Source organism: Mitsuaria sp. MSU3D, assembly GCF_056867975.1.
Genome location: NZ_CP200314.1, coordinates 2,270,157 through 2,291,941 on the forward strand (window position 1 = coordinate 2,270,157; position 21,785 = coordinate 2,291,941).

21 protein-coding genes are annotated in these 21,785 nt (G+C 67.9%); 14 read left to right on the plus strand and 7 right to left on the minus strand.

Annotation, left to right across the window (positions count from 1 at the left end):
- Positions 1-2: 2 nt before the first annotated feature.
- Positions 3-2,084 carry a TonB-dependent siderophore receptor gene (locus AC1VNM_RS09865; RefSeq protein WP_483106794.1) on the plus strand — a complete coding sequence of 694 codons (2,082 nt, stop codon included), beginning with the start codon at positions 3-5 and terminating at the stop codon, positions 2,082-2,084.
- 122 nt (positions 2,085-2,206) lie between these two features.
- Here the strand turns inward: AC1VNM_RS09865 and AC1VNM_RS09870 are convergent, their stop codons facing one another.
- The gene (locus AC1VNM_RS09870; protein ID WP_483106795.1) at positions 2,207-3,796 is read right to left on the minus strand and encodes an FAD-dependent oxidoreductase; all 1,590 of its coding nucleotides are present in this window, start codon (positions 3,794-3,796) and stop codon (positions 2,207-2,209) included.
- Between the two features lie 77 nt (positions 3,797-3,873).
- Here AC1VNM_RS09870 and AC1VNM_RS09875 point away from each other — a divergent pair, with 77 nt between their 5' ends.
- On the plus strand, positions 3,874-4,326 hold the full coding sequence (locus tag AC1VNM_RS09875) for a MarR family winged helix-turn-helix transcriptional regulator (RefSeq protein WP_431104066.1): 453 nt from the start codon (positions 3,874-3,876) through the stop codon (positions 4,324-4,326).
- A gap of 138 nt (positions 4,327-4,464) precedes the next feature.
- On the opposite strand, the gene AC1VNM_RS09880 is transcribed toward AC1VNM_RS09875, so the two are convergent.
- Positions 4,465-6,648 carry a hypothetical protein gene (locus tag AC1VNM_RS09880; protein ID WP_483106796.1) on the minus strand — a complete coding sequence of 728 codons (2,184 nt, stop codon included), beginning with the start codon at positions 6,646-6,648 and terminating at the stop codon, positions 4,465-4,467.
- Between the two features lie 505 nt (positions 6,649-7,153).
- On the opposite strand from AC1VNM_RS09880, the gene AC1VNM_RS09885 reads away from it, so the two are divergent.
- Together AC1VNM_RS09885 and AC1VNM_RS09890 are read left to right on the plus strand one after the other, a co-directional pair.
- Positions 7,154-9,673 (plus strand): glycosyl hydrolase family 18 protein, encoded by a 2,520-nt coding sequence (locus tag AC1VNM_RS09885; RefSeq protein WP_483106797.1) that lies wholly within the window; start codon positions 7,154-7,156, stop codon positions 9,671-9,673.
- A 12-nt stretch (positions 9,674-9,685) separates the two neighbouring features.
- Positions 9,686-11,152 (plus strand): chitosanase, encoded by a 1,467-nt coding sequence (locus AC1VNM_RS09890; RefSeq protein WP_483106798.1) that lies wholly within the window; start codon positions 9,686-9,688, stop codon positions 11,150-11,152.
- A 142-nt stretch (positions 11,153-11,294) separates the two neighbouring features.
- Here the strand turns inward: AC1VNM_RS09890 and AC1VNM_RS09895 are convergent, their stop codons facing one another.
- From AC1VNM_RS09895 to tauA, 3 genes are read right to left on the minus strand one after another with little or no spacing between them, the layout of a single operon-like run.
- Positions 11,295-12,140: an ABC transporter permease subunit gene (locus AC1VNM_RS09895; protein WP_483106799.1), complete on the minus strand. Its 846-nt coding sequence runs from the start codon at positions 12,138-12,140 to the stop codon at positions 11,295-11,297.
- Positions 12,127-12,999: a taurine ABC transporter ATP-binding protein gene (locus AC1VNM_RS09900; RefSeq protein WP_483106800.1), complete on the minus strand. Its 873-nt coding sequence runs from the start codon at positions 12,997-12,999 to the stop codon at positions 12,127-12,129. The genes AC1VNM_RS09895 and AC1VNM_RS09900 overlap by 14 nt, the downstream gene beginning before the upstream one ends.
- A gap of 23 nt (positions 13,000-13,022) precedes the next feature.
- The gene (gene tauA / locus AC1VNM_RS09905) at positions 13,023-14,030 is read right to left on the minus strand and encodes a taurine ABC transporter substrate-binding protein (protein WP_483106801.1); all 1,008 of its coding nucleotides are present in this window, start codon (positions 14,028-14,030) and stop codon (positions 13,023-13,025) included.
- Between the two features lie 251 nt (positions 14,031-14,281).
- On the opposite strand from tauA, the gene AC1VNM_RS09910 reads away from it, so the two are divergent.
- The 7 genes from AC1VNM_RS09910 (at position 14,282) to AC1VNM_RS09940 (ending at position 17,985) form a co-directional block, all read left to right on the plus strand.
- Positions 14,282-15,244, plus strand: a complete 963-nt coding sequence (locus AC1VNM_RS09910) for an alpha/beta fold hydrolase (protein WP_483106802.1) — start codon at positions 14,282-14,284, stop codon at positions 15,242-15,244.
- Between the two features lie 86 nt (positions 15,245-15,330).
- A complete protein-coding gene (locus AC1VNM_RS09915) occupies positions 15,331-15,708 on the plus strand; it encodes a hypothetical protein (protein WP_483106803.1) in 378 nt (125 codons plus the stop codon).
- A gap of 324 nt (positions 15,709-16,032) precedes the next feature.
- The gene (locus tag AC1VNM_RS09920) at positions 16,033-16,170 is read left to right on the plus strand and encodes a hypothetical protein (RefSeq protein WP_377154393.1); all 138 of its coding nucleotides are present in this window, start codon (positions 16,033-16,035) and stop codon (positions 16,168-16,170) included.
- Complete coding sequence (locus tag AC1VNM_RS09925; RefSeq protein ID WP_483106804.1) at positions 16,167-16,355, plus strand: hypothetical protein; 189 nt, start codon at positions 16,167-16,169, stop codon at positions 16,353-16,355. The genes AC1VNM_RS09920 and AC1VNM_RS09925 overlap by 4 nt, the downstream gene beginning before the upstream one ends.
- A gap of 96 nt (positions 16,356-16,451) precedes the next feature.
- A complete protein-coding gene (locus tag AC1VNM_RS09930; protein ID WP_483106805.1) occupies positions 16,452-17,192 on the plus strand; it encodes a hypothetical protein in 741 nt (246 codons plus the stop codon).
- The gene (locus AC1VNM_RS09935) at positions 17,192-17,566 is read left to right on the plus strand and encodes a hypothetical protein (protein WP_377154384.1); all 375 of its coding nucleotides are present in this window, start codon (positions 17,192-17,194) and stop codon (positions 17,564-17,566) included. The genes AC1VNM_RS09930 and AC1VNM_RS09935 overlap by 1 nt, the downstream gene beginning before the upstream one ends.
- 17 nt (positions 17,567-17,583) lie before the next feature.
- Positions 17,584-17,985, plus strand: coding sequence for a hypothetical protein (locus AC1VNM_RS09940; RefSeq protein ID WP_483106806.1), 402 nt, complete (start codon positions 17,584-17,586; stop codon positions 17,983-17,985).
- Here the strand turns inward: AC1VNM_RS09940 and AC1VNM_RS09945 are convergent.
- Entirely contained in the window at positions 17,930-18,325 is a 396-nt protein-coding gene (locus AC1VNM_RS09945; RefSeq protein WP_377154379.1) for an NAD(P)H-binding protein, read from the minus strand. The genes AC1VNM_RS09940 and AC1VNM_RS09945 overlap by 56 nt on opposite strands.
- Before the next feature lie 230 nt (positions 18,326-18,555).
- On the opposite strand from AC1VNM_RS09945, the gene AC1VNM_RS09950 reads away from it, so the two are divergent.
- Both AC1VNM_RS09950 and AC1VNM_RS09955 read left to right on the plus strand, forming a co-directional pair.
- The gene (locus tag AC1VNM_RS09950) at positions 18,556-19,230 is read left to right on the plus strand and encodes a DUF6345 domain-containing protein (RefSeq protein ID WP_377154377.1); all 675 of its coding nucleotides are present in this window, start codon (positions 18,556-18,558) and stop codon (positions 19,228-19,230) included.
- Positions 19,231-19,246: 16 nt separating this feature from the next.
- On the plus strand, positions 19,247-20,095 hold the full coding sequence (locus tag AC1VNM_RS09955; protein ID WP_483106807.1) for a hypothetical protein: 849 nt from the start codon (positions 19,247-19,249) through the stop codon (positions 20,093-20,095).
- 87 nt (positions 20,096-20,182) lie between these two features.
- Here AC1VNM_RS09955 and AC1VNM_RS09960 read toward each other — a convergent pair whose 3' ends face one another.
- Positions 20,183-21,481 carry an immunoglobulin domain-containing protein gene (locus AC1VNM_RS09960; protein ID WP_483106808.1) on the minus strand — a complete coding sequence of 433 codons (1,299 nt, stop codon included), beginning with the start codon at positions 21,479-21,481 and terminating at the stop codon, positions 20,183-20,185.
- Between the two features lie 157 nt (positions 21,482-21,638).
- On the opposite strand from AC1VNM_RS09960, the gene AC1VNM_RS09965 reads away from it, so the two are divergent.
- Complete coding sequence (locus AC1VNM_RS09965) at positions 21,639-21,782, plus strand: hypothetical protein (RefSeq protein ID WP_377154369.1); 144 nt, start codon at positions 21,639-21,641, stop codon at positions 21,780-21,782.
- Positions 21,783-21,785: the final 3 nt, after the last annotated feature.

The following is a 21,785-nucleotide window of genomic DNA, read 5'->3' on the forward strand; positions in this document are numbered from 1 at the left end:
CGATGAAGCAGCAATTCCTGATGACCGCGTGCGCCCTGGCGGCGTCCCTCGCGATCGGCGATCTGGCTTACGCCCAGGACGCCACGCTCGACAAGATCGTCGTGACCGGCAAGCGCGCGAACCGCGTCTCCAAGGGTGCGACCGGCCTGCCCATGGACGTGAAGGACACGCCGCAGACGATCAGCTCGATCGACCAGGAAGACATGGCCAACTTCGGCCTGACCGGCAGCAACGAGGCCCTGGCCCTGGCCACCGGCATCAACGTCGAACAGTACGAGACCAACCGCGCGACCTTCAACGCCCGCGGCTTCGAGATCCAGCTGACCCAGGTCGACGGCCTGGGCATGACCAACTCCTGGGGCACGGTCGTCGGCAGGGAGGACACCTTCCTGTTCGAGCGCATCGAACTGATCCGCGGCGCCAACGGCCTGCTGACCGGCGTGGGCAACTCGTCGGGCACGATCAACTACATCCGCAAGCGCCCGAAGAACGAGGACAGCGGCGAGTTCAACGTCTCCTTCGGCTCCTACGGCAAGAAGCGCGCGGCCCTCGACTACAACAAGGTGCTGACCGAGGACGGCTCGTGGGCCGGACGCTTCGTCGTCGCGACCGAGGACAAGGACTCCTACCTGCGCGACCTCAAGGACAAGCGCACCTCGGTCTACGGCGTCGTGGACGGCCAGATCGGCACGAACGGCGTGCTGACCGTGGGCATCACCGCGGTGGACGCGAAGCAGGACTCGCCGATGTGGGGCTCGCTGACGCTGCTGCGCTCGGACGGCACGCAGGCCGACTTCCCGGTGGGCTCGTCGACCTCGCAGAAGTGGACCTACTGGAACACCAAGTCCTACAACGCCTTCGCCGAATACACCCACCAGTTGAGCAAGAACTGGGAAGCCAAGGTCACCTACAACTACCGCCATGGCAACGAGGCGACGCGCCTGCTGTACGCCTATTCCAACAGCGGCGTGCTGAACCCGGACAACACCGGTCTGGTCGGATGGCCGTACCGCAGCCTGAGCAGCTCGGACAACAACGTGCTGGACGCCAACGTCAACGGCAAGTTCAACCTGTTCGGCCGTGAGCACACGGTGCTGGTGGGCCTGAGCCGGTCGCACCAGGAGACCAAGACCGACACCTACGCCGTGCTGGACCACATGCTGGATCCGCTGCCGGCCTTCCCGTACGACGGCGACGCCTACACGCAGCCGCAATGGGGTCCGCGCGCCGCCGGCGAAGGCGGCGAGCAGACGCTGACGCGCCTGTACGCGGCGTCGCGCATCGCGGTGACCGATTCGCTCAAGGCCATCGTCGGGGTCAACGCGGTCAAGCTGGAACGTGCAGGCTCGACGGTCTACGGCAATCCGGCCACGGGCACGGACTATCCGGACACGAAGAAGACCAGCCCCTACTTCGGCGTGACCTACGACATCACGTCCGACGTGCTGGCCTACGCGTCGTACTCCAACATCTTCCAGAACCAGGACCAGTACGACATCAACGGCACCTACCTCGCGCCGATGAAGGGCGTGAACGGCGAAGTGGGCGTGAAGGCCGAGTGGCTGAACAAGGCGCTGCTGACCACCGCCGCCGTCTTCACGTCGAAGCAGGAAGGCCTGGCGACCTACGGCGGAATGACCTCGGGCGGCCAGTACTGGTACGTGCCGAAGGACGTCAAGTCCAAGGGCTGGGAAGTCGAGGCCACCGGCCGCATCGGCAAGGACACGAAGCTGACCGCGGGCTACACCCGCCTGATGCTGACCGGCCCGGACGGCAACGACATCTACGAATGGGTGCCGCGCCACACCTTGAACTTCCGCGTCGACACCCGCGTGCCGATGCTGCCGGCGCTGCGCGTCGGCCTGGGCGGCCGCTGGCAGTCGGAAGTCAGCAAGATCGGCAGCGCCAAGCAAGGCGCCTACGTCGTGGCCAACGCCTTCGCGTCGTACGAGCTGTCCAAGGCCGCCACGCTGCGCGCCAACGTCAACAACCTGTTCGACAAGAAGTACATCGGCGGGCTGGCCTACGGCGCGATCTACGGCGCGCCGCGCAACTACGGCGTGTCGCTGGACTACAAGCTCTGACCAGCGCCGATCGAGGCGCGGTCAACGTGCGGTCAACGTGCGGTCAACGCGCGTTCGAGAGCGCCCTGACGCTCCTGCACTTCAAGACCCGGGCTGAGTCCCGGGTCTTTTTTTCGCCTGCCTCAGGGCCGCGGCAGGCCGCAGGCGCTCAGGAAGCGTTCGAGCGCCTCGAGGTTCGACGACGACACGATCGCGGCGATGTAGCCGTCAGGACGCACCAGCGCGCAGTCGCCGGGCTGCAACGCATAGGCGTCGCGGAAGTCGCCGTGCTCGTCCACGTAGTCGCCGCCTTCGCCCGCCTCGCCGATCGCGTGGATACGAAGACCAGCTCGCGCGGGCAGGCCCCTGCACGAGTTCAATGAAGTCCGCGACCTGCGGTACGGCAGCAGCGTCCAGTGCGGTCCCTGGAACAGCTCGAACAGCCGCGTCCCCTGCCCCGCCGCGCCACGCAGGCGCGCATCGGGCGCGCGTTCGCCGGCCAGCGGGCCGCGCTCGCGGGCCGGCACTTCCAGCGCGAGCGAGGACTCCGGATATCCGATGTCGAGTTGATGCACCTCGCGACCGCGGCGGTTGTCGCCGCGCTTGGCCGCGTCGAGCAGCCGGGTCGAGAGCTTGAGCATGCCCTCGGCCACGGGCCTGCGCTCCTCCTCATACGTTTCCAGCAGCGCCTGCGCCGCGCCGCGCAGCACGGCGCCCAGTTTCCAGCCGAGGTTGTAGGCATCCTGCACGCTGGTGTTGAGGCCCTGACCGCCCGTCGGCGGATGGATGTGCGCCGCGTCGCCGACGAGGAACGCCCGCCCCACGCGATAGCGATCGGCCAGGCGCGCGTTCATGTTGTACGCGGAGGCCCAGGACACGGCCTCGATGCGGATGTCGTCGCGGCCCGAACGATCCTTCACCATCGCGTTGAGCCCGTCGACGCCGAGGTCGACCTCGCCCTCCAGCGGGACCGGCGCCTGCAGCTGGAACAAGGCCGTCCCCGCCAGCGGACAGAGCGCGAGCTGCCGCGCCATCGATCCGTCGTTGAACTGATGCCACGCGTCGCGCGGCAGTCCGCTCAGGGTCACGTCCGCCACCACCGCGCGCACACCGAGCGTCTTGCCGGGGAAATCGATGCCCAACTGCTTGCGCACGTCACTGCGGCCGCCATCGGCGCCGACGAGGTAGCGCGCACGAATCCGCTCATGGCGGAGATCCGCCCCGCCCACGGTCCCGTCGGCCTCGTCGGCCTCGTGGGTCCCGACCGCCACGCGTGCGGTGACACCCTCTTCATCCTGCTCGAAGTCCACCAGCGCGCAGCCGTAGCGCGGCGCGTGGCCGAGTTCCGCCAGCCGCTCGCGCATCACCGCTTCGGTCAGGAACTGCGGCACCATGAGCGGCATCTGATGCGGCTCGGACGAGGTCGACGGCGAGGTCTCGAAGCTCGTTTCGGTGAAACTGCCGTCCGCCGCATGGTGGCGCTGCGGCGGATACGGCGCGCCGGTCGCCACCAGCCGGTCGAGCACGCCGAGGTCTTCCAGGACCTCCTGCGTGCGTGGCTGGATGCCTTTGCCGCGCGAGCCGTGGAATGGCCGGGCGGCTTGCTCGATCAGTTGAAAATCGACACCCCGACGGGCGAGGTCGAGGGCGAGCGTCAAGCCCGCCGCGCCGGCGCCGACGATGAGGACCTGGGTGGTAGCAGGCAAGGCGCCCGGGAGGAAGGATTCGTTCATGTCGCTCCAATTGAGTGTAGTTTGCACATAACTGAAGGGATGGTATGCCGGCTCGAAAAAATGTGCAAGATGCACATATGTCGACCCAACTGAAGGCCTTGCACGGCGCGCTGATCCGCATCGCGAGCGTGATGAACCGCCCGCGCAATGACGAGCGCCTGATCGAGGAAGCGGGCGTGCTGCTGGACCGGGCGCTGTTCCCCTTGCTCGTGGGCATCGAGCGTTTCGGACCGATCGGCGTGGTGGACCTGTCTGATCGCGTGGGACGCGACTACACGACGGTGAGCCGCCAAGTGGCGAAGCTGGAGTCCTTGAACCTGGTCAGCCGCCAGAAGAGCGCTCAGGACAGCCGCGTCCGCGAGGCCGTCGTCACCGCCGAGGGTCAGGCGATGACCGATCGCATCGACGATGCGCGCCAGCGCATGGGCCGTCAGATCTTCGGCGAGTGGAGCAAGGAAGAGCTCGACGACCTGGTGCGCCTGATGACGAAGTTCGTCGACGCGCTGGAAGGCGCGACCGACGCGCCCTGATCCCGCCACCGCCCGCCGACGACAACGCCCGCAGGACTCGCGTCGTGCGGGCGTTGCCATTCAGGCCGTCGCGGCGCCTTCGCTCACGGCGGACCGCCTCCCGGCGTCCTCACCCGTGAACGACGTGTGGACTTCCGCTCAGGGAAAGTTCGTCACCGTCGGCGTGAACGAGGCATTGCAGCCGGTCTGCGCGCCGGTGTTGTTGATCACGTGCACGATGCCGCCGTTGTTGCCCAGGCAGACCGAGATCATGTTGTGGAAGCGCACGTTGCCGTTGACCGGCGCCTCGATCGCGCGATCCAGCAGGATGCCGCCGTTGGTGAACACGCTGTAGACGCCCAGTCCCCAGGCCTCGTGGCTGGTGACGCTGTCCGCCACCTTGTACGAGGCCCAGCCGCGGCCAGTCGGGCTGTTCCAGCCGGCCTGGCTCTGCGGGTCGTACGGGATCTCCGATTGATAGAAGTACACGCGGCCGCCGTTGCCGTTCCAGACCACCTGGTGCTTCTGGAAGTGCTCGACGAACAGCCCGTACATGGTCACGTCGTTGCCGTTGACCCAGAGGCCGTTCTCCGACGGGTTCTGCGTCCAGCCCACGCCGGCGCCGTGGTCGGCGCGCCAGACCCAGGTGTGGTCGACGATGGTGTTGTTCGCGTTCACGCTCAGCGCAATGCGGACCCTGCCCGCCGCCGCGCCGCCGACGCGGAAGAACAGGTCGTGCAGCACCGTTGGATTGGCCGCGTGGTTGGTGGCCGCGCCGTTCGGGCCGACCTCGAGCAGCACGCCCGATTCCACCGCGCCCGCGTCGAAGAACAGGCCCGAGATCGTCAACCCGTCCACGTCCGCCGTCTGCATCAGCGGCTGGCCGTTGTCCGAGCGCAGCGTCGGGAAGCCGATGCCCAGCACCACCGTGTCCGGATTGTTCACGCGCAGCGGCTGCGTCAGCACGTAGGTGCCAGGTGTGAACAGCAGGTGCTTGCCGGCCGCCAGCTGCGTGTTGATCGCGGCCGCCGTGTCGCCCGGCTTGGCGATGTGGAACTGCCCGATCGGGATCGTGCGTCCCGGCGTCGCGCCGCCGTTATTCCAGGAGATGCCGCTGCTGTTCTGGCGCAGCGCGGGCACGCGCACCGCGTAGCTGCCGTCGGTGTCGATGAACAGGAAGGGCTTCTCGCGGATCACCGGCGTCTGCGCGATCTTGGTATAGCGCTGGCCCGCGGTCGGGAAGCTGCCCGCCGGCGCGTTGGGCACGCCGACGAAGACCATGTTCCAGTTGGAGCCCGTCCAACTGCCCCACTGGCTGTTGCGCGAGATCCATTGCTGTTGGCTGGCGGAGTTCACCTGCCCGTCCACCAGCACGTCGGAGAACCAGCCGCCGCTGGACCAGCCGCTGTTCTGGTTGAGCTTGATGTTGCCGCGCACGTGCATGCGCCGGAACGGGATCGCCTGCGACACCGCCCACTGCATCGTGTTGTTGCCGATGCCCAGGCTGGGCGTGACCGAGAAGTTCTCGGCGCCGCGCCAGAAGTTCTGCGTCGCGTTGTCGCCGCCCAGGAAGGCATTGGAGCGCAGGTCGCCGTTGACGTGGACCAGGTCCGGATGGCTGCCCAGGCCCAGCACCTGCGTGTAGAAGCCCACCGGGATGCGCAGGTTGTTGTAGGTGCCCGGCGTCAGCAGGATGGCGTCGCGGCGCGGGCCGAAATGATTCGGCTGCTGCGCGTTGTAGATGCCGTCGATCACGCCCTGCAGGTTGGGCGTGGTCGGGCTGACGATGTGCACGCTGGACCCGAAGTCCGGCGGCGTTCCGGTGGTGGGCGGCGTCGGAGGCGTCGTCGGCTGGTCCGCGATGACGAACTGCTCCCAGGCCTGCACCGCGTTGCGGTTGGCCACCAGCACACCGCCGAGGTTCAGATCGGCGCTGACGTACAGCCCGCTGGCCACCGAGCGCAGCGCCACCGTGCCGTTGGCCTGCGGCACGACGACGAACTGCTCCCACGCATCGGCGGTGCGCCGGTTGGCGATCAAGCGGCCGGTGTTGGGCGCGGCCAGGCCGATGTCGGCGGAGACGAAGTTGCCGCTGATGCGCGCCCGGAACGACACCGTGCCGTTGCCGTTGTTGACGACGTCGAACTGCTCCCAGCTGTTGGCCGCGCCGGCGGTCGCCGTGAGGTACGAGGAGCCGGTCGCCGTCGCGCTGACGAAGTTGTTGTTGGCCGCCGCGCGCAGCGTGGCCGCGTCGGCGTCCTCCGCCGACAGCGTCAACGCGGCGATCCAGCCCGCCGCCAGCAGCGCGTGCAGGGGCCACGCCCGTCCTTGATTCCATGCCATGACGAATCTCCTTTCTGAAAGTGGCGCGAGTCTAGGAAGAAGAAATACCAATCCAATACTTCGACCGTGTCCGGCTGTTTCCGATCAGCGGTCGAAAATACCCCTTCTTCCCCGCAATGAAGGGACCGGTCCGCACAAATGTTTTCAAACCTGTCAATTCTTCGCCCGAAAGAGGTAGGAGGATTCGCCACACGGTTTCCAGCTTGCTTCGCCGTTCGTCGGATCGCCTTCACTCCCTTACACATCAAGGACTTTCGCCGCTCGTCGGCGTGAATGCACCGCTCGGGTGCCGTCGTCCCATATTCCAGCCACAGGAAAATAGGGAGTGCCGACGGCGACGTGATGTTTTGCAGTATTCGACACACTCCGACACCGCATCCGCATACTGCTTGTCACAGCGTGACTTTCCTGCTGTTCCTACATTCCGCCACTGGTTTCATGGTGGTTTTATCGCGAACAACAAGCCCGCACGCCCACCGGTGCGAGACAGCAGGAGTGATTGCACATGCGTACTGGACAAATCAAGGCGGTGGCGTTGGCCGCCGCGCTGCTGGCCGCGGGATCGCAGGCCCAGGCGGCCACGATCGTCGCGCCCAACTTCTTCACCTGGGGCTTCGGCAGCGGCGCGTACGGCATCAAGACGCTGAGCGAGGCGAAGTCCAAGGCCGGCATCGACGCCGTGACGCTGGCCTTCGGCGTGTCCGGCGGCGGCTGCACGGTCGGCGGCGGTCTGGAAACGACGATCAGCAACCCCAGCTTCCAAGCCGACATCAAGGCCTACATCAAGTCCGGCGGCCGGGTCATCCTGTCACTGGGCGGCGCCAACGGCACCTACCTGGAATCGGCCTGCTCGGTGAACGACCTGGTCGCGCAGCTGCGCCGCCTGATCGACGCGAACGGCACGCGCTCGATCGACTGGGACATCGAAGGCGGCCAGCTCGGCGACACGCGCCTGAACAACGTGCGCAACGCCGCGATCCAGCAGCTGCAGTCCATCTATCCGGACCTGTACACCTCGTTCACGCTGCCGGTCGTTCCCTACGTCAACGCCAACGACACCGGCGGCCTGCAGCGCGAGGCGGTCGAGCTGCTGCGCAGCGCCGTCAACGCCGGCGTGAAGATCAGCATCGTCAACCTGATGACGATGGACTACGGCGGCTACTACAGCAACGGCAAGCGCATGGGCGACCTGGCGGTCTCCGCCGCGACGCAGACGGTGGCGCAGCTCAAGCCGCTGTATCCCGGCAAGACCGACGCGCAGCTGTGGGCCATGATCGGCATCACGCCGATGATCGGCCAGAACGACGTGGCGTCCGAGGTCTTCACCCCGGCGGACGCCGTGACGGTGGCCAACTTCGCCAAACAGAAGGGCGTGGGCCTGCTGTCCTACTGGGCCGCGCAGCGCGACCGCGTCGGCAACGGCGCTCTCGGCGAGTACAGCCGCGCCAACACGCGCGACTTCGAATACTGGCAGGCCTTCGCCGCGGCGAAGAGCGGCTCGCCCGCGCCTTCTCCGGCGCCGCAGCCGCCGGCGCCCGCGCCGTCGCCCACTCCTGCTCCGGGCCCGAGCCCTGCCCCGAGTCCTTCGCCCGCTCCCGCGCCGAACCCCGGCACCTGCGTGGCCTGGGCCGAAGGCAAGACCTTCACCGCCGGCCAGGTGGTCAGCTACCAGGGCAAGACCTACAAGGCGCTGGTGACGCACACCGCGTGGGTCGGCACCGGTTGGAACCCGGCCGCGACACCGTCGCTGTGGACGCCGACCTCGGCGAGCTGCAGCGGCTCGCCGGCGCCTGCGCCCGCACCGACGCCCGCGCCGTCGCCGTCCCCGGCACCCTCGCCTTCTCCGGCCCCGTCGCCCTCGCCCGCGCCATCGCCGAGCCCCGCGCCGGCACCCTCGCCCGGCGGCGCCCTGACGCTGCCCGAAGCGCTGAAGGCGACGCAGACGCGCCGCGTCTACGTCGGCTACTACCCGACCTGGAGCGACAACTGGTTCGACGCCACCGGCAAGTCCGCCAACGACGTCTACAAGGCCAGCAAGTTCGCGCGCACGCCGGCCACCTACACGCATGTGATGGTGTCCTTCGCGGATCCGGCCTTCTCATGGGCCGGCTTGTCGGCCAACACCTTCTCGGGCACCGGCATCAACTTCAACGCGACGCCGCGTGACATCAAGGCCGCGATCGACGTGCTGCACCAGCGCAACCAGAAGGTCATCCTGGCCGTCGGCGGCGCGACCTACAACAACTGGGGCACGCTCGCCGCGGAAGGCGCGGCCGGCAACGGACCGACGATCAACGCGCTGGCGAAGATCCAGACGGAGCTCGGCTTCGACGGCCTGGACGTGGACTACGAGACCGACGGCGACGTGGACCGCTACGCCAACGTCATCAAGGCGCTGCGCCGCGCGGTGGACATCGCCGGCAACGGCCGCGTGCTGACGCTGGCCGGCTGGTCGACGGGCGCGGACTGCACCGCGGCGACCTCGGCCGACGCGTCCTGCGCGGGCAAGGTCTCGTTCTGGGGCGGCAACGCGGGCCGCGAGCGCGCGGTGGTGCGCAAGTTCCCGGCCGTGGCCAACATGCTCGACATGGTCAACGTGATGAGCTACGACGCGCGCTTCGAGAACTACGACGGCGTGACCGCGTACAACGACTACCGCTCGCTGTTCCCGGCCAAGACCATCGTGTCCATCGGCCTGGAGCCGGCGCCCGAGGGCTGGGCCGGCGGTCTGCTGGTGGTCAACGACGGCGACGCGCAGTGCACCGGTTCGCGCAACCTGAAGAGCCAGTACGGCGCCACCCTCAACCAGCCGTACTCGGTGCAGCGCTATACCAACGCGGTGCTGAACGGCAGCGCGCCCAACCGCAACGCGCGGGACGGCGCAATGCTGTGGGCCATCATCAAGACAGGGGGCGGCAACTGCGGCGCCGCGCCGTTGGCAACACCTGGCACCGTCGGCCAGAAGGTCGGATCGACGTTCGGCCTCACAGCGGATCCGCTGCTGCAATCTTCCGAGTGGAAATAAGGAGCCTCCGTCATGAACCATCACTTTCCCGCCGCTCCGCGGCCACCGCGTGCTTCGAGTTTCCTGGCCACGCCCGCGCTGCTCGCGGTCGCCAGCGCCTGCCTGACCGCCTGCGGCGGCGGAGGCGGTGACGACGCCGGCAAGAGCGTCTTCGCGCAGTCCACCGATGCGGCGGCGCCGGCCGCCTCCGACGCCGCCAGCGAGAACGCGCCCGACGCACGTGCCCTCGCCGCCGGCGCGGTCACCGTCGCGGCCGGCCTCTACACCATCGAATCCGGCGAGTCCGGTCTCTGCCTGGACATCGCCGGCACCGTCGGCGCCAACGGCACGAAGCTGCAGCAGAACCGCTGTGGCACGCAGACCTCGCAGCGCTTCGAGCTGCGCGCCGACACCGGCGGCAGCTATCGCCTGGTCAACGTCGCCAGCGGCAAGTCGCTGGACGTGACGGACGTCTCCACCGCCAACGGCGCGCTGATCCAGCAATGGGCGACGGCGCCGACCGACAACCAGCGCTTCCTGGTCGCGCCTTCCGCCGACGGCTACACGCTGAAGGCGCGCCACAGCGGCAAGTGCGTCGACGTGAAGGACCATTCGACGGCTGCCGGCGGTGCGATCCAGCAATGGGACTGCACCGGTGGCGCGAACCAGCGCTGGAAGCTGAAAGCGGTAGGCGCTCCGGCGCCCGCACCATCGCCGGCTCCCGCTCCCGCTCCCGCTCCGGCACCTGCTCCCGCCCCGGCACCGGCCCCTGCGCCCGCTCCGGCACCTTCAGCCGGCCTGTCCGACCCGAAGGTCAAGGACATCGCCATGCAGATCGTCTCCAGCGCAGAGAACTCGTCACTCGACTGGAAGGCGCAGTACCGCTACATCCAGGACATCCGCGACGGCCGCGGCTACACGGCGGGCATCATCGGCTTCTGCTCGGGCACCGGCGACATGCTGGAGCTGGTCCAGTACTACAACTCGGTCAAGCCGGGCAACGTGCTGGCGAAGTACCTGAACGCGCTGCGATCGGTCAACGGCAGCGACTCGCATGCCGGCCTCGATCCCAACTTCCAGAGCGACTGGAAGACGGCGGCGAGCGACACCGTCTTCCAGCAGGCGCAGGACCACGAGCGCGACCGGTCCTACTTCAACCCCTCGGTGCAGCAGGCAAAGAACGACGGGCTGAAGGCGCTCGGCCAGTTCATCTACTACGACGCGATCGTGATGCACGGCCCGGGCAACAGCGGCGTGAGCTTCGGCGGCATCCGCAAGGCGGCAATGGCCAAGGCGAAGACGCCGGCGCAGGGCGGCAATGAGGTCACTTACCTCAACGCCTTCCTCGATGCCCGCGTGGCCGCGATGAAGACCGAAGAGGCGCACAGCGACGTCAGCCGCGTGGAGACCGCGCAGCGCGTGTGGCTCAAGGCGGGGAACCTGAACCTGAAGACACCGCTGAACTGGAAGGTGTACGGGGACAGCTACTCGATCAAATGAGCGCCATGCCCGCGTCAGCGCCGACCGACTTCGGAAGGCCAGGCGCGGGCTCTCCACGGGGCATGAGGGCTCCCTCCTGGACCCTCAAGCCCCATTCCGGCCCCACTGAGACCCGTGCACGCGGGCCTTGGCGAAAAGGGGCTCAGGCCCGTCCGCGCCAGGGCACCAGGTGACGCTCGACACGGCGCATCAGCAGATCGAAGGCCCAGGCCACGCCGCCGATGACCAGGATGCCCATCACGACGATGTCGGTGCGCAGGAAGTTGGAGGCGTTGAGCACCATCTGGCCGAGCCCGGAAGACGCGGCCACCATCTCGGCCGCGACCAGCGTGGTCCAGCCGAAACCGACCGCGATGCGCATGCCCACAAGGATCTCGGGCAACGCCGCCGGCAGCGCGACGTGGCGCAGCAGCTGCCAGCGGCTCGCGCCCATCGACAGCGCAGCCTGCAGTTGCTCCGGCGCAGCGCTGCGCATGCCGGAGCGCGCGGCCAATGCGAGCGGCGCGAAGCACGACAGGTAGATCAGCAGCACCTTCGGAATCTCGTCGATGCCGAACCAGATGATGATCAGCGGCAGATAGGCCAGCGGCGGCAGCGGGCGGTAGAACTCCAGCGGCGGATCGAGCAGCCCGCGCGCCCAACGCGACATGCCCATCGCCAGACCGATCGGGATCGCCGTCGCGCACGCCAGCACGAAGGCACCCATCACGCGCGCCAGGCTGGCGGCCAGGTGCCGCCACAGCGGCAGGTCGTTGGCCTGGCCGGTGAGGTATTCGGCGAACTGTCGACCCACCGCCTGCGGCGACGGCAGGAACAAGGGCTTGACCCAACCCGCCGCGGTCACGAGCCACCACAGCAGCAGGAGCGCGGCGATTGTGCCGACACTGATCCATCGGGTGGACCCCTCCTCCAATCCGATGAAGCGACTGACCCGCGCGGCCGGCGCGGTCTTCACCGGCGTCGCCGCCGCGCGCTCAGGCGGCGGCATGCCGCAGCTCCACGCGCGGGTCCGGGCGGACGCCCGGGAGAGAGGCCTCACCGGGATCCGGAGGCGCGGACAGCGGCGCGACGTGACGCCCGTGCAACTGCGCGAGCACCTCCTCGCGCAGCTCGATGAACTCGCGGCTGGACTTCTCGGCGCGCGCATCGCCGTGCGCGAGGAAGCGGCGCGAGAACGGCAGTGCGTCGAACTCGCGCACGATGCGGCCCGGGCCGGGGCTCATCAACACGAGCCGCGTGGCCATGAACAGCGCCTCCTCGACCGAGTGCGTGATGAAGAGCACCAGCTTGTCGGTCCGCTGCCAGACCCGCAGCAGTTGCTCCTGCACCTGCTCGCGCGTGAAGGCGTCGAGCGCACCGAGCGGCTCGTCCATCAGCAGCAAGGCCGGATTGCTGGCCAGCGCCCGCGCGATGCCCACGCGCTGCTGCATGCCGCCCGAAAGTTCCCAGATGCGGCGCGCGCCCTGCCCGGCGAGCCCGAGCCGGGAGAGGCATCGCTCGGCGGCCTCATGTCGCTCGGCCTGGCCGACACCGCGGATGCGCAGCGGCAAGGCCACGTTGTCGCGCACGTTCAGCCACGGCAGCAAGGCATGGCGCTGGAACACGACGCCACGATCGGCGCCCGGACCTGCCACCGGCTGGCCGTCGAGCAGGATCTCGCCGTCGCTCGGCGGCAGGAAGCCGGCCACGGCATGGAGCAGGCTGGTCTTGCCGCAGCCCGACGCGCCGAGCAGCACGACGAACTCGCTGCCGGCGACGCGCAGGTCCACCGGCGCAAGCGCCTGGACCGCGGCGCCATCCGGCCCGGCGTAGCGGATCTCCAGTCCGCGCAGTTCGAGCGTCGTCATCGTTGGGCGTCGTCGTCGGCGCCTCAGCGCGCCGCCAGCGCCTTCTTCACGTATTCACCGGTGACGAAGGCGCCGTAGTCCGGCTTGAGCTCCTGCACCCGGCCCTGTTCCTTGAGGAAGGCCGCGGTGTTGGCCAGCGCCTTCGCGGCGCCGCCGCCCAGCCACTGGGGCGAGAGTTGTTCCTGCGGCGTGGGGAAGCGGTAGAGCGCGATGGCGGCGGGCACGTCCTTCGGATCGGCCTTGCTCCACTTCGCGATCGCGCGGACCTCCGGCGTGTCGGGCGTCCAGCGCGCGCCCTGGGTGCGATAGGCCGCGTCGGCGCGCGACAGCGCCTGCACCAGCGCGACGACGAAGGCCTCGTGCTTCGCCGCCCATTGCGCGTTGACGACGAGTCCATCGAAGGTCGGATGGCCCTTGCGGCCGATGCTGCCGGAGGTGGCGATGACCTTGCCGCTGGCCTTGATGCGCGCCAGCGCCGGGTCCCACACGAAGGCGGCGTCGATGTCGCCGCGCTCCCAGGCGGCGGCGACCTCGGGCGGACGCAGGTTGACGATCTGCACGTCCTTCGGGTCGACGCCTTCCAGCTTCAATCCCACCAGCAGCTGGTAGTGCGAGGTGCTGACGAAGGGCGTCGCGACCTTCTTGCCCTTCAGGTCCTTCCACGACTGGATGCCGCTGCCGTTGCGGGCCACGAGCGCCTCGGCGTCGGCGATGTCGTCCAGGATCCAGAACAGGCGCAGGTCCTGACCCTGGCTCGCGGCGGCGGCGATCGGACTGGAGCCGGCCTCGCCGATCTGCACGTCGCCGGAGGCCATCGCGCGGATGACGTCGCCGCCGCCGCCGAACTGCCGCCACTGGATCTTGTAGCCGGTGCTCTTCTCCAGCTCGCCGGACTCGATCAGCGTGCGCAGCGGCACCAGCATGTCCTGATAGGCGAAGGTGACCTCGAGCGTCTGCGCCCACGCGCTCGACGACAGTGCCAGCGCGCCCGCCAGCGCACCAGTCAGCAGGCGGATCCAGGATCGTTTCATCGCATTCCCTTGAAGTCGGAGAGCTCGCCCCGTCCATTTGTGTATCCGTCGATCGGTCGGTCGATCAGTCGATCGGTCGACCGGACGGACGAGGCCGTGATGCCGCAAGCGGCGCTGGCCGGGATTCTGGGCAGCGCCGCCCCAGCGCCCAAGGAAGCCGTCCGCATCTGCATATGCGGCATGCGTCCAAGCGGCACTGGCGCGACAGGCGCGCAGGTGGTTAGGCTCTCGCCTCCTACTGGAGTCCCGCCTTGCTGAAGATCCTTTCGTATGTCGTTCTCGTCGTGCTGCTGGCGCTGGTCGCGCTGGCGGCGATCGCGTGGTGGTCGCTGCGCGCGCCCGACCTGCCCGCCGAGCAGCTGGAGCGCGAGTTCCAGACACCTCATGAGCGCTACCTCGAGGTCAGCCCCGGCCTGCGGCTGCACTACCGCGACGAAGGGCCGGCCGACGCGCCGATCCTGCTGCTGCTCCACGGCTACGGCGATTCCTATGCGACCTGGGAAGGTTGGTCGCCGGTGCTGCGCGAGAAGTGGCGCGTCATCAGCCTGGACCTGCCCGGCCACGGCCTGACGGCCGCGCCGGCGGGCTTCGTGCTCGATGGCGGCGCGTTCACCGCGATCGTGCTGGGCTTCGCCGACAAGATCGGTGTGAAGCGCTTCGCCGTGGCGGGCAACTCGATGGGCGGCGGCGTGGCGTGGAAGCTCGCGCTGGCGGCGCCGGAGCGCGTGCAGGCGCTGGTGCTGGTGTCCGCGGCCGGTTGGCCCAGCGATGCCACCGGCACGAGCCCGTCGCTCGCCTTCCGGCTGCTGCAATACAAGTGGGGTCGGGACTTGCTCGCCAGCATCGACAACCGTCCGCTGATCAAGCAAGGCCTGACCGCGCAGGTCCACGACAAGGCACTGATCAACGACGCGGTGATCGACCGCTGGGCCCGCTACCAGCGCTATCCGGGCCATCGGGACATCCTGATGTCGGCCTCGCCCGCGAGTCATGCGACGGCGACCAAGGAGCTCCTCGCCACCGTGAAGGTGCCGACGCTGGTGCTGCACGGCGACTACGACCCGCTGATCCCGGTCGAGCACTCGCGCCGCTTCGCCGCGGCGATCCCGGGCGCGAAGCTGATCGTCTATCCGAACGTCGGGCACCTGCCGCAGCGGGAGATTCCGGAGCGGTCGGCGAAGGATGTGGGGGAGTTCCTCGCGGCGCAGCGGTGATTTGAGGAGACCGGTTCGGAAACACGGATTGCTCTAAGGTCGCCACCGATAAACTCTATCGCCATGCCCCCTTCGACACTCGATGCATGACGATCGCTCGCAGACTCGCCGGGATAGCGCTGGGCGTTTTACCCTTCGCGTTGGTGTTGCACTCGATGGCGACCGCGACGCTCCCCGCCTCTTTTTCCTGGACCGCCTTGGGCCTGGCGACTCTGGCATTGGTGTTCGCGCTCTTCAACATCTGGCTTGCGTTCGGCCGGCCGTTGTACTTGAGCTGGCGGCATCCACAGTTTGAGCATCGACACGTCTCCGGCATTCCCGTTGTCGGCAACGTGATCGCCATCATGGCCGTCATCGTGGGCTCGGGCACCTTGGGTACATCGGCCATCCTCGTCGACATCGGCGGACTGCCGTGGTTCGTGATCTTCACGTGGCGCGACCAGACGCTTTGGGAACCGCGATGAGCAGCATCACTTCAACGCGCGCGCCGTTGATCGACCCCGCCGGCCGCCCGCACATCAAGTGCCTCAAATGTCGAACCTTCGTCGTGTAGCCCTCGGAGCTGAAGCCCGAAGACGCGGTACGGCTTGGTGTATTCGCTCGACGGAGTCGCTTGGAAGCTGCGAAATATGCCGAGACAGTCCTCGGGCTCGAACCGCGAGCGGCAAAAGCCCTGGCCCTTCATCTCGCGGTGGACGATGCCTGTCACAAGTGCGGACGTGTGGTGCCGAAAGGCGTGTCTTTGTGTGAATGCCGCTCGGCCAACATCAACTGGTAAAGAGCGGTCCATGAATCCTGAGATGAGCGTGATGCAGCTCGACGGAGCCCGCATCACCCGGTGGACGGGCCGGGAGATGGCACTCGACGGCGGCAATGACGTGGTGACGGACGACACAGTGCGGAACTCCGGCCCAAGAGATCGATGAAGTGCCAGCTCTGCGACCGGCTGCTCGGCCAGCCCGACGATCCGCTGTCAACCGACTGCGGCGGTGACTGTTGGGGATGTGTCGGCGAGATCGAAGCCCGCATGGGCGACCCGCAATCGCTGGATAAAGTACGGGACGAGTCCGCCCGTGGTTTGCGCCCAAGCTGGACCGATCCCGACCACTGAATGTCAGCACCCCAGGACCGCATGAACCGCTTCATTCGACCCCTGTCTTCTCTCGCCTGCCACCGTCGGGTGCGATGCCTCGCGTGGAGCGTCGGATTGATCGCTGCGGTCACGGCAGTCAACGCCGCGGATCCCCCACTCGCGCCGCCCGGCGTGATGCTGCAACAAGGCGAGTGGCGTGGCTCCGTGGGCAGCTATGAGGTGCCCGCTCCGTTCGACAAGCTCCCCGCCGCGCAGTGGCCGATGGACGGCTGGGTGGCGATGCGCGTCGACGCCAAGGCCGCCACGATGACGCTGACGCCGCTCCCGACCAACGAGGCGAAGACCGCGTTCAAGTCCATCCTCGCGCATCGACAGATCGCCGAGCAGCAACAGGAGATCGAGCTGGACGATCGGGGTGGCGCTTCCGACGACGGGGATCTCTACGTTCGACTTCCCGGCTCTCGACTGAAAGCGGGCGTCGTGCCGCTGCATCGGTTCAAGAACGGCACGACGCGCCTGGTGCCGGAACTTGGCCATCGCTTCCAGCTCAAACTCGGCGGACTGTCCTATGCCTTCACGCTGCAGAACGGCTTGCGGACCGCCGATGGCCGCCCGTATGGCGAGGGCACGCAATTCACGCTGGAGATCGAAGGCCAACGGTATGAGTACGACCTTGGCGGCTATGGCTGGGACGTAACGATCGAAGCGATGGGCGATTTCGACGGCGATGGACGGCCGGACTTCCTGTTCCACCTCAACGGCCCGAACTCGTCCCATGAGGCCTTGGTGCTGTCGAGCCGGGCCCGGCCAGGAAAGAACCCGCCGACGACCTATCTGACGGCGTTCGGCTGCTGATGCTCCGTGCGCAACTCTTCTTCTTCGTGCCGCTCGCGATCGCAATGATCGGCCTGGCCTGGTTTGACATGCGCAGGTCCACGCTCCTGGCGTACGGCGCCGCTTCGATGGCCATACTGCTCGCGTCGGCCACATTGCTCTACGTCACGATGCGGGCGGTCACGCCCAACGACGGCCTGATTCACTTCCCGACGCTTGCCGCGGCGTATGCCGTTCCCTTGCTAGGCGCGTCCGTCCTCATGCGGACGCTGCTACGAGGCTGGTCCTTGCCGGGAAAGATCGCCGCGGGATTGACCCTCTCGGCTTTCTCCGGCGCGATGGCCCCGGTGCTTCTCCTGATCGCGGCATGCGCGGTGCAGGGGCAATGTTTGTGAGCAACGATCGATCGCGCATGTCCGACGACCACGTCCCCGACACCTATCGCGTCTTCGCCGAAGCGATCGCCATCCTCGCCTCCACAGCCGAGGAGCAATGCGAATCCGTCAGCGACTTCAATGTCGCCTGGGAGCTCAAGGACGAGGTGCAAGCCGGTCAGTACCTCGTTGGAAAGGGCCATCTCGACGCCGAGCAGGAAGCCTGGATCTTGGCCCTCGTGTGCGCGCTCGACGCGGTGCCCGCGACGACGCTGCCAGCGGGCTCAGGCCGGGCGTCGAACCTCGCTGCCATGCAGCACCCGGCCTGGATTCCGCTTCGTGTCCTCGCGCGTCACGCGCTGGAGGCGTTGCCCCCAACGCTGCTCACGCCGAAGGACGCGTCGCCGCCACCAGATCGCGAACGTACTCGTCGATCGTGACGCGGCCCTTGACGGACACCTCGGGCAGATCGAGGCCATCCAGCGTGGCGCCGGTCATCCGCGCATAGGACTCCGCCGCCGCCTGCGAGAACCCCAGTCCGCGGAACGACGCCTCCCACTGCTCCCGCGGCGTGACGACCGCTCGTCGTCCCTGCCTGAACACCGCGCGCATGGCATCCGGATCGTTCACGTCCGCCAGCGCCACCTGCGCGCCGGTCCCTTCCCATCGCCACGCGTGCCCCGGGTCATGCGTCACGACGATGACGTCCTGCTCATCGCGCAGCAAGGCCTTCACCACCTCGGATCCCACATGCCCGAATGCACCCATGATGATCAACATCGTCGTGTTCCTTTCCGGCGGCTCTCCACCGTGGAGCGGCCCGATCCGATCGGGGCAAACGTGTTGCCCGGCATGACGCCGATCCTGTCGTCGCTGCCCACACGCCCCCCTAGCTTGATCCCCGACTCCCGCGCCGCCTCCCTAGTTCCAGCGTTGCCCGCCCTGCCCTCCCCGGCGCATCTTTGCGCCCTCGCAATCACAGCCGTCGCGCTGTTCAAAGGGGAGTTCACATGGGCAGTATCGGAATCGAATGGGTGCGCCAGTACCACGGGCTGGCGTCCGACCTCACCAACACCAAGCCTCAGGCCGAAGGGTTCTACAACACGCTCAGCGCCACGCGCCGCTTCCAGTGGGGCGACGACCTCGCGTGGGACCGCGACTTCGAGCAGCAGGGCGTCGGCTCGCCGGCCTCGGGCTCCGACACGATCTGGGCCGACAACGTCGACATGGTGTTCTTCTCCGGCCACGGCTCGCCGGGCGGCTTCCACTTCGGCGTCAAGATCGACGATGCGCTCGCCCGACCCACCGAGATCCGCTGGGGCGACCAGGACCTCGAATGGATCGCGCTGGACGCCTGCAACGTGCTGGAGGAAAGCGGCGTGTTCAGCCGCTGGGGATGGCCGGTCTTCAAGGGCCTGCACTACATCCTCGGCTTCCACACCACCACCTCCGACGAGGCCGACCGCGGCCGCATCCTCGCGCAGTACCTGAACAACGGCGAGACCGTCCGCCGCGCCTGGATCAAGGCCTGTCAGGACACCGAGGGCTCGGACACGCAATGGGCCTACCTGCGCGCCGACGCCGAAGGCACCGACACCTACAACGACCACTGGTGGGGCAAGGGCAGCGTCTCGGCGGATCCGGACAGCCCCAACGTCCTCTACTACGCCCGCGGCGCCTGCTGAGTTCAAGGAGTACGAGATGAGTGTGAAGATCCAGTTTCCCGACCTGCCGCGCGTGAATCGCGAGCTGCCCGTGTATGCGGCCCTGCCGCCCACCTGGACACCGGACAAGGTCGCCCGCCTGGCCGCGCGCTTCGACATGAAGGGCGATGTCGCCGATGCCGGCGCGTGGTACGTCTGCCGCAACGAGACCTCGGCGCTCGAGGTCTACCAGGCCAGCCACTCGCTGCGCATCGAGCGCCTGGACATCGATGCGGAAGGCCGCCACCTGGTGCTCGATCCGCCCGACCGCGAGCGCGCGCTCGAGACGGCCAAGCGCGTGATGGCGATGATCGGCGACGAATACGCACGGCCGGACGTCCACTCGGTGACCGAGCTGTCAGTGCTCCAGGCCACGCGAGACAAGCGCGAGGGCGAACGCAAGGTGGTCGGCCTGCAGGTCAACTACCGCTACGCGCTTGACGGATTGCCGCTCGTGGGACCGGGGGCCAAGGCCCAGGTCACCGTCGCGGCGGACGGGCAGATGATGCAGGCCTACCGCTTCGCCCGGGCGGTCGAGCGCATCGGCGCGCGGGCCAGCGTCGAGCCCGAGGAGGCGATGCGCCGCTTCGCCGCCAGCGAGGCGCTGGCGCGACTGGACGAACGCGCCAAGGTGACCGTGGCCTCGGTGGAACTGGGCCTGCTCGCCATCCCGCCCACCGAGGTGCAGAGCGTGCTCGTGCCCACGTACGTGCTGCGCGGCGAGGTGAACACCGAGCAGTTGCCGCGCTACGAGTTCATCGCCTACGTGGCGGCCACCGAGCTCGGCGAGGCCGATGCCAAGCGCAAGCGCTGGCAGCAGGTGCGGCCGAGTCTGTTGACGGCCTGAAAGGAAATCGCCGCCGGTGTTGCGCAGTCGATGCGCAAGCCGGCGGCGACGGAGGAGCCGAATGCCTTCAGCTCAACGGCGATCCCATCAGATCTTCATCGCCGCCACGATGCTGTCATGCGCGGCCTTGTTCATGCGGATGTCGAAGGGCAGGAAGGTGAGCCGGTCGACGGCCGTGGCGCCGCTCGGATTCGACACGTAGTAGCTGCCGCCCAGCAGCGTGCCGTCCTTGATCAGCGCGCCGGTGTAGACGTTGCCGTTGAGCTCGAAGTAGATGCGGTACTGGACCGTCGAGCTCAGCGTCGCCGACTGCGGACGCGGATTCGTCGCCACCCAGACCGGCACGCCGTCGACGGTGCGGACCGCGCCGTTGGCCAGGACGTAGGTCGTGCCGTCGCTGTTGGACACGATGCCGGCGGTCATCGCGGCCGTCAGCGTCATGCCCGTGCGGCACGGCGTGACCGCGGCGCCGGTGGTCGCCGTCGTGCAGTCGAAGGCGTTGTAGCGGTCGCCCTTGTTGGTCTGCGCGAACTTGACGTAACTCGATCCCGCCGCATAGGTGGCCGCGGCGTTGAGCACGCCCGCGTTCGAGAAGAACGAGTTGTGGAAATGCGCGAAGTCAGCCGGCGTCGCGGCGATGGTGCCGGTCAGCGGCACGGTCACGTAGTTGCTGCGGATCTCCGAGAACGCCACCGTGGTGTTGTCCGCGGCGAGCGAGTCGACGCGCACGTCGCTGTTCACGTAGCTCACCTTGTTCGACCCTGCCGTGGCCGGCACGACGAGAACGACGCCATTCTTGAGCACCCGCGTCGGTCCCGGCGAGGGAAGCGCCAAGGTGCTCGTGATGTTGTGAGGGGCGCTCTGCGCGTTGATCTGCGGACCATTGGTCAACGGCGACGCTGTCAGCACGCCGAAGTCCGAGTAGGCGTAGTTCGTGACATTGATCTGCGGACCCGAGTAGTTGAGGTTCCAGTGCAGGAAGTAGCTGCCCGCGTTGGGCGACAGGATCAGGTTCTCGAAGGCCTGCTGGTTGGCGCTCAGCTGCAGCGTCAGCTGCGCGGCCGAGCTCGTGACGCTGCCGGACGAGTTCGTCACCACGACCGTGTACTTCGCGCCGCTGTCCGCGGACGTGACGGCCGGCGTCTGGTACGACGCGGACGTGGCGCCCGCGATGGCCACGCCGTTCTTCTGCCATTGATAGCCGAGACCGCTGCCCGTGGCCACGACCGTGAACATCGTCGTGCCGTCGGTGAGCACAGTGGCGTTCATCGGCTGCGTGGCGATGACGGGCGCCGGGCCGTCGTCGGAACCGCCACCGCCGCAGGCCGCGACGATGACCGACAGGGCTGCCAATGCGGCAGCGTTCTTGCGCTTCACTGAGACCATGGGGTCCTCCTCCCGTTGAAATCGACTGCCTGGCGGTCCATCGACGGGACCGCTCCGGCGTTTTGCGGCGGCGAGTATAGGAGGCGGATATCGCCCATTCCGCGAGCCAGGCGCGCACTATTTCTCTTTGTTTTTCTCTTTGTTTTGCGTGTGTGAAGTGAGAGCCGCGTTCCTCAGCGCCGTCGCGGGCGCAGTCATCGGACGGCTGCTCGTCGACGGACGCGAGCGCGAGGTCTACTCCGACGGCAACGGCGGCCGGTACTGGGTCGATGAGGACGGCCGGCGTCGCCCGGTCCGCTGACCC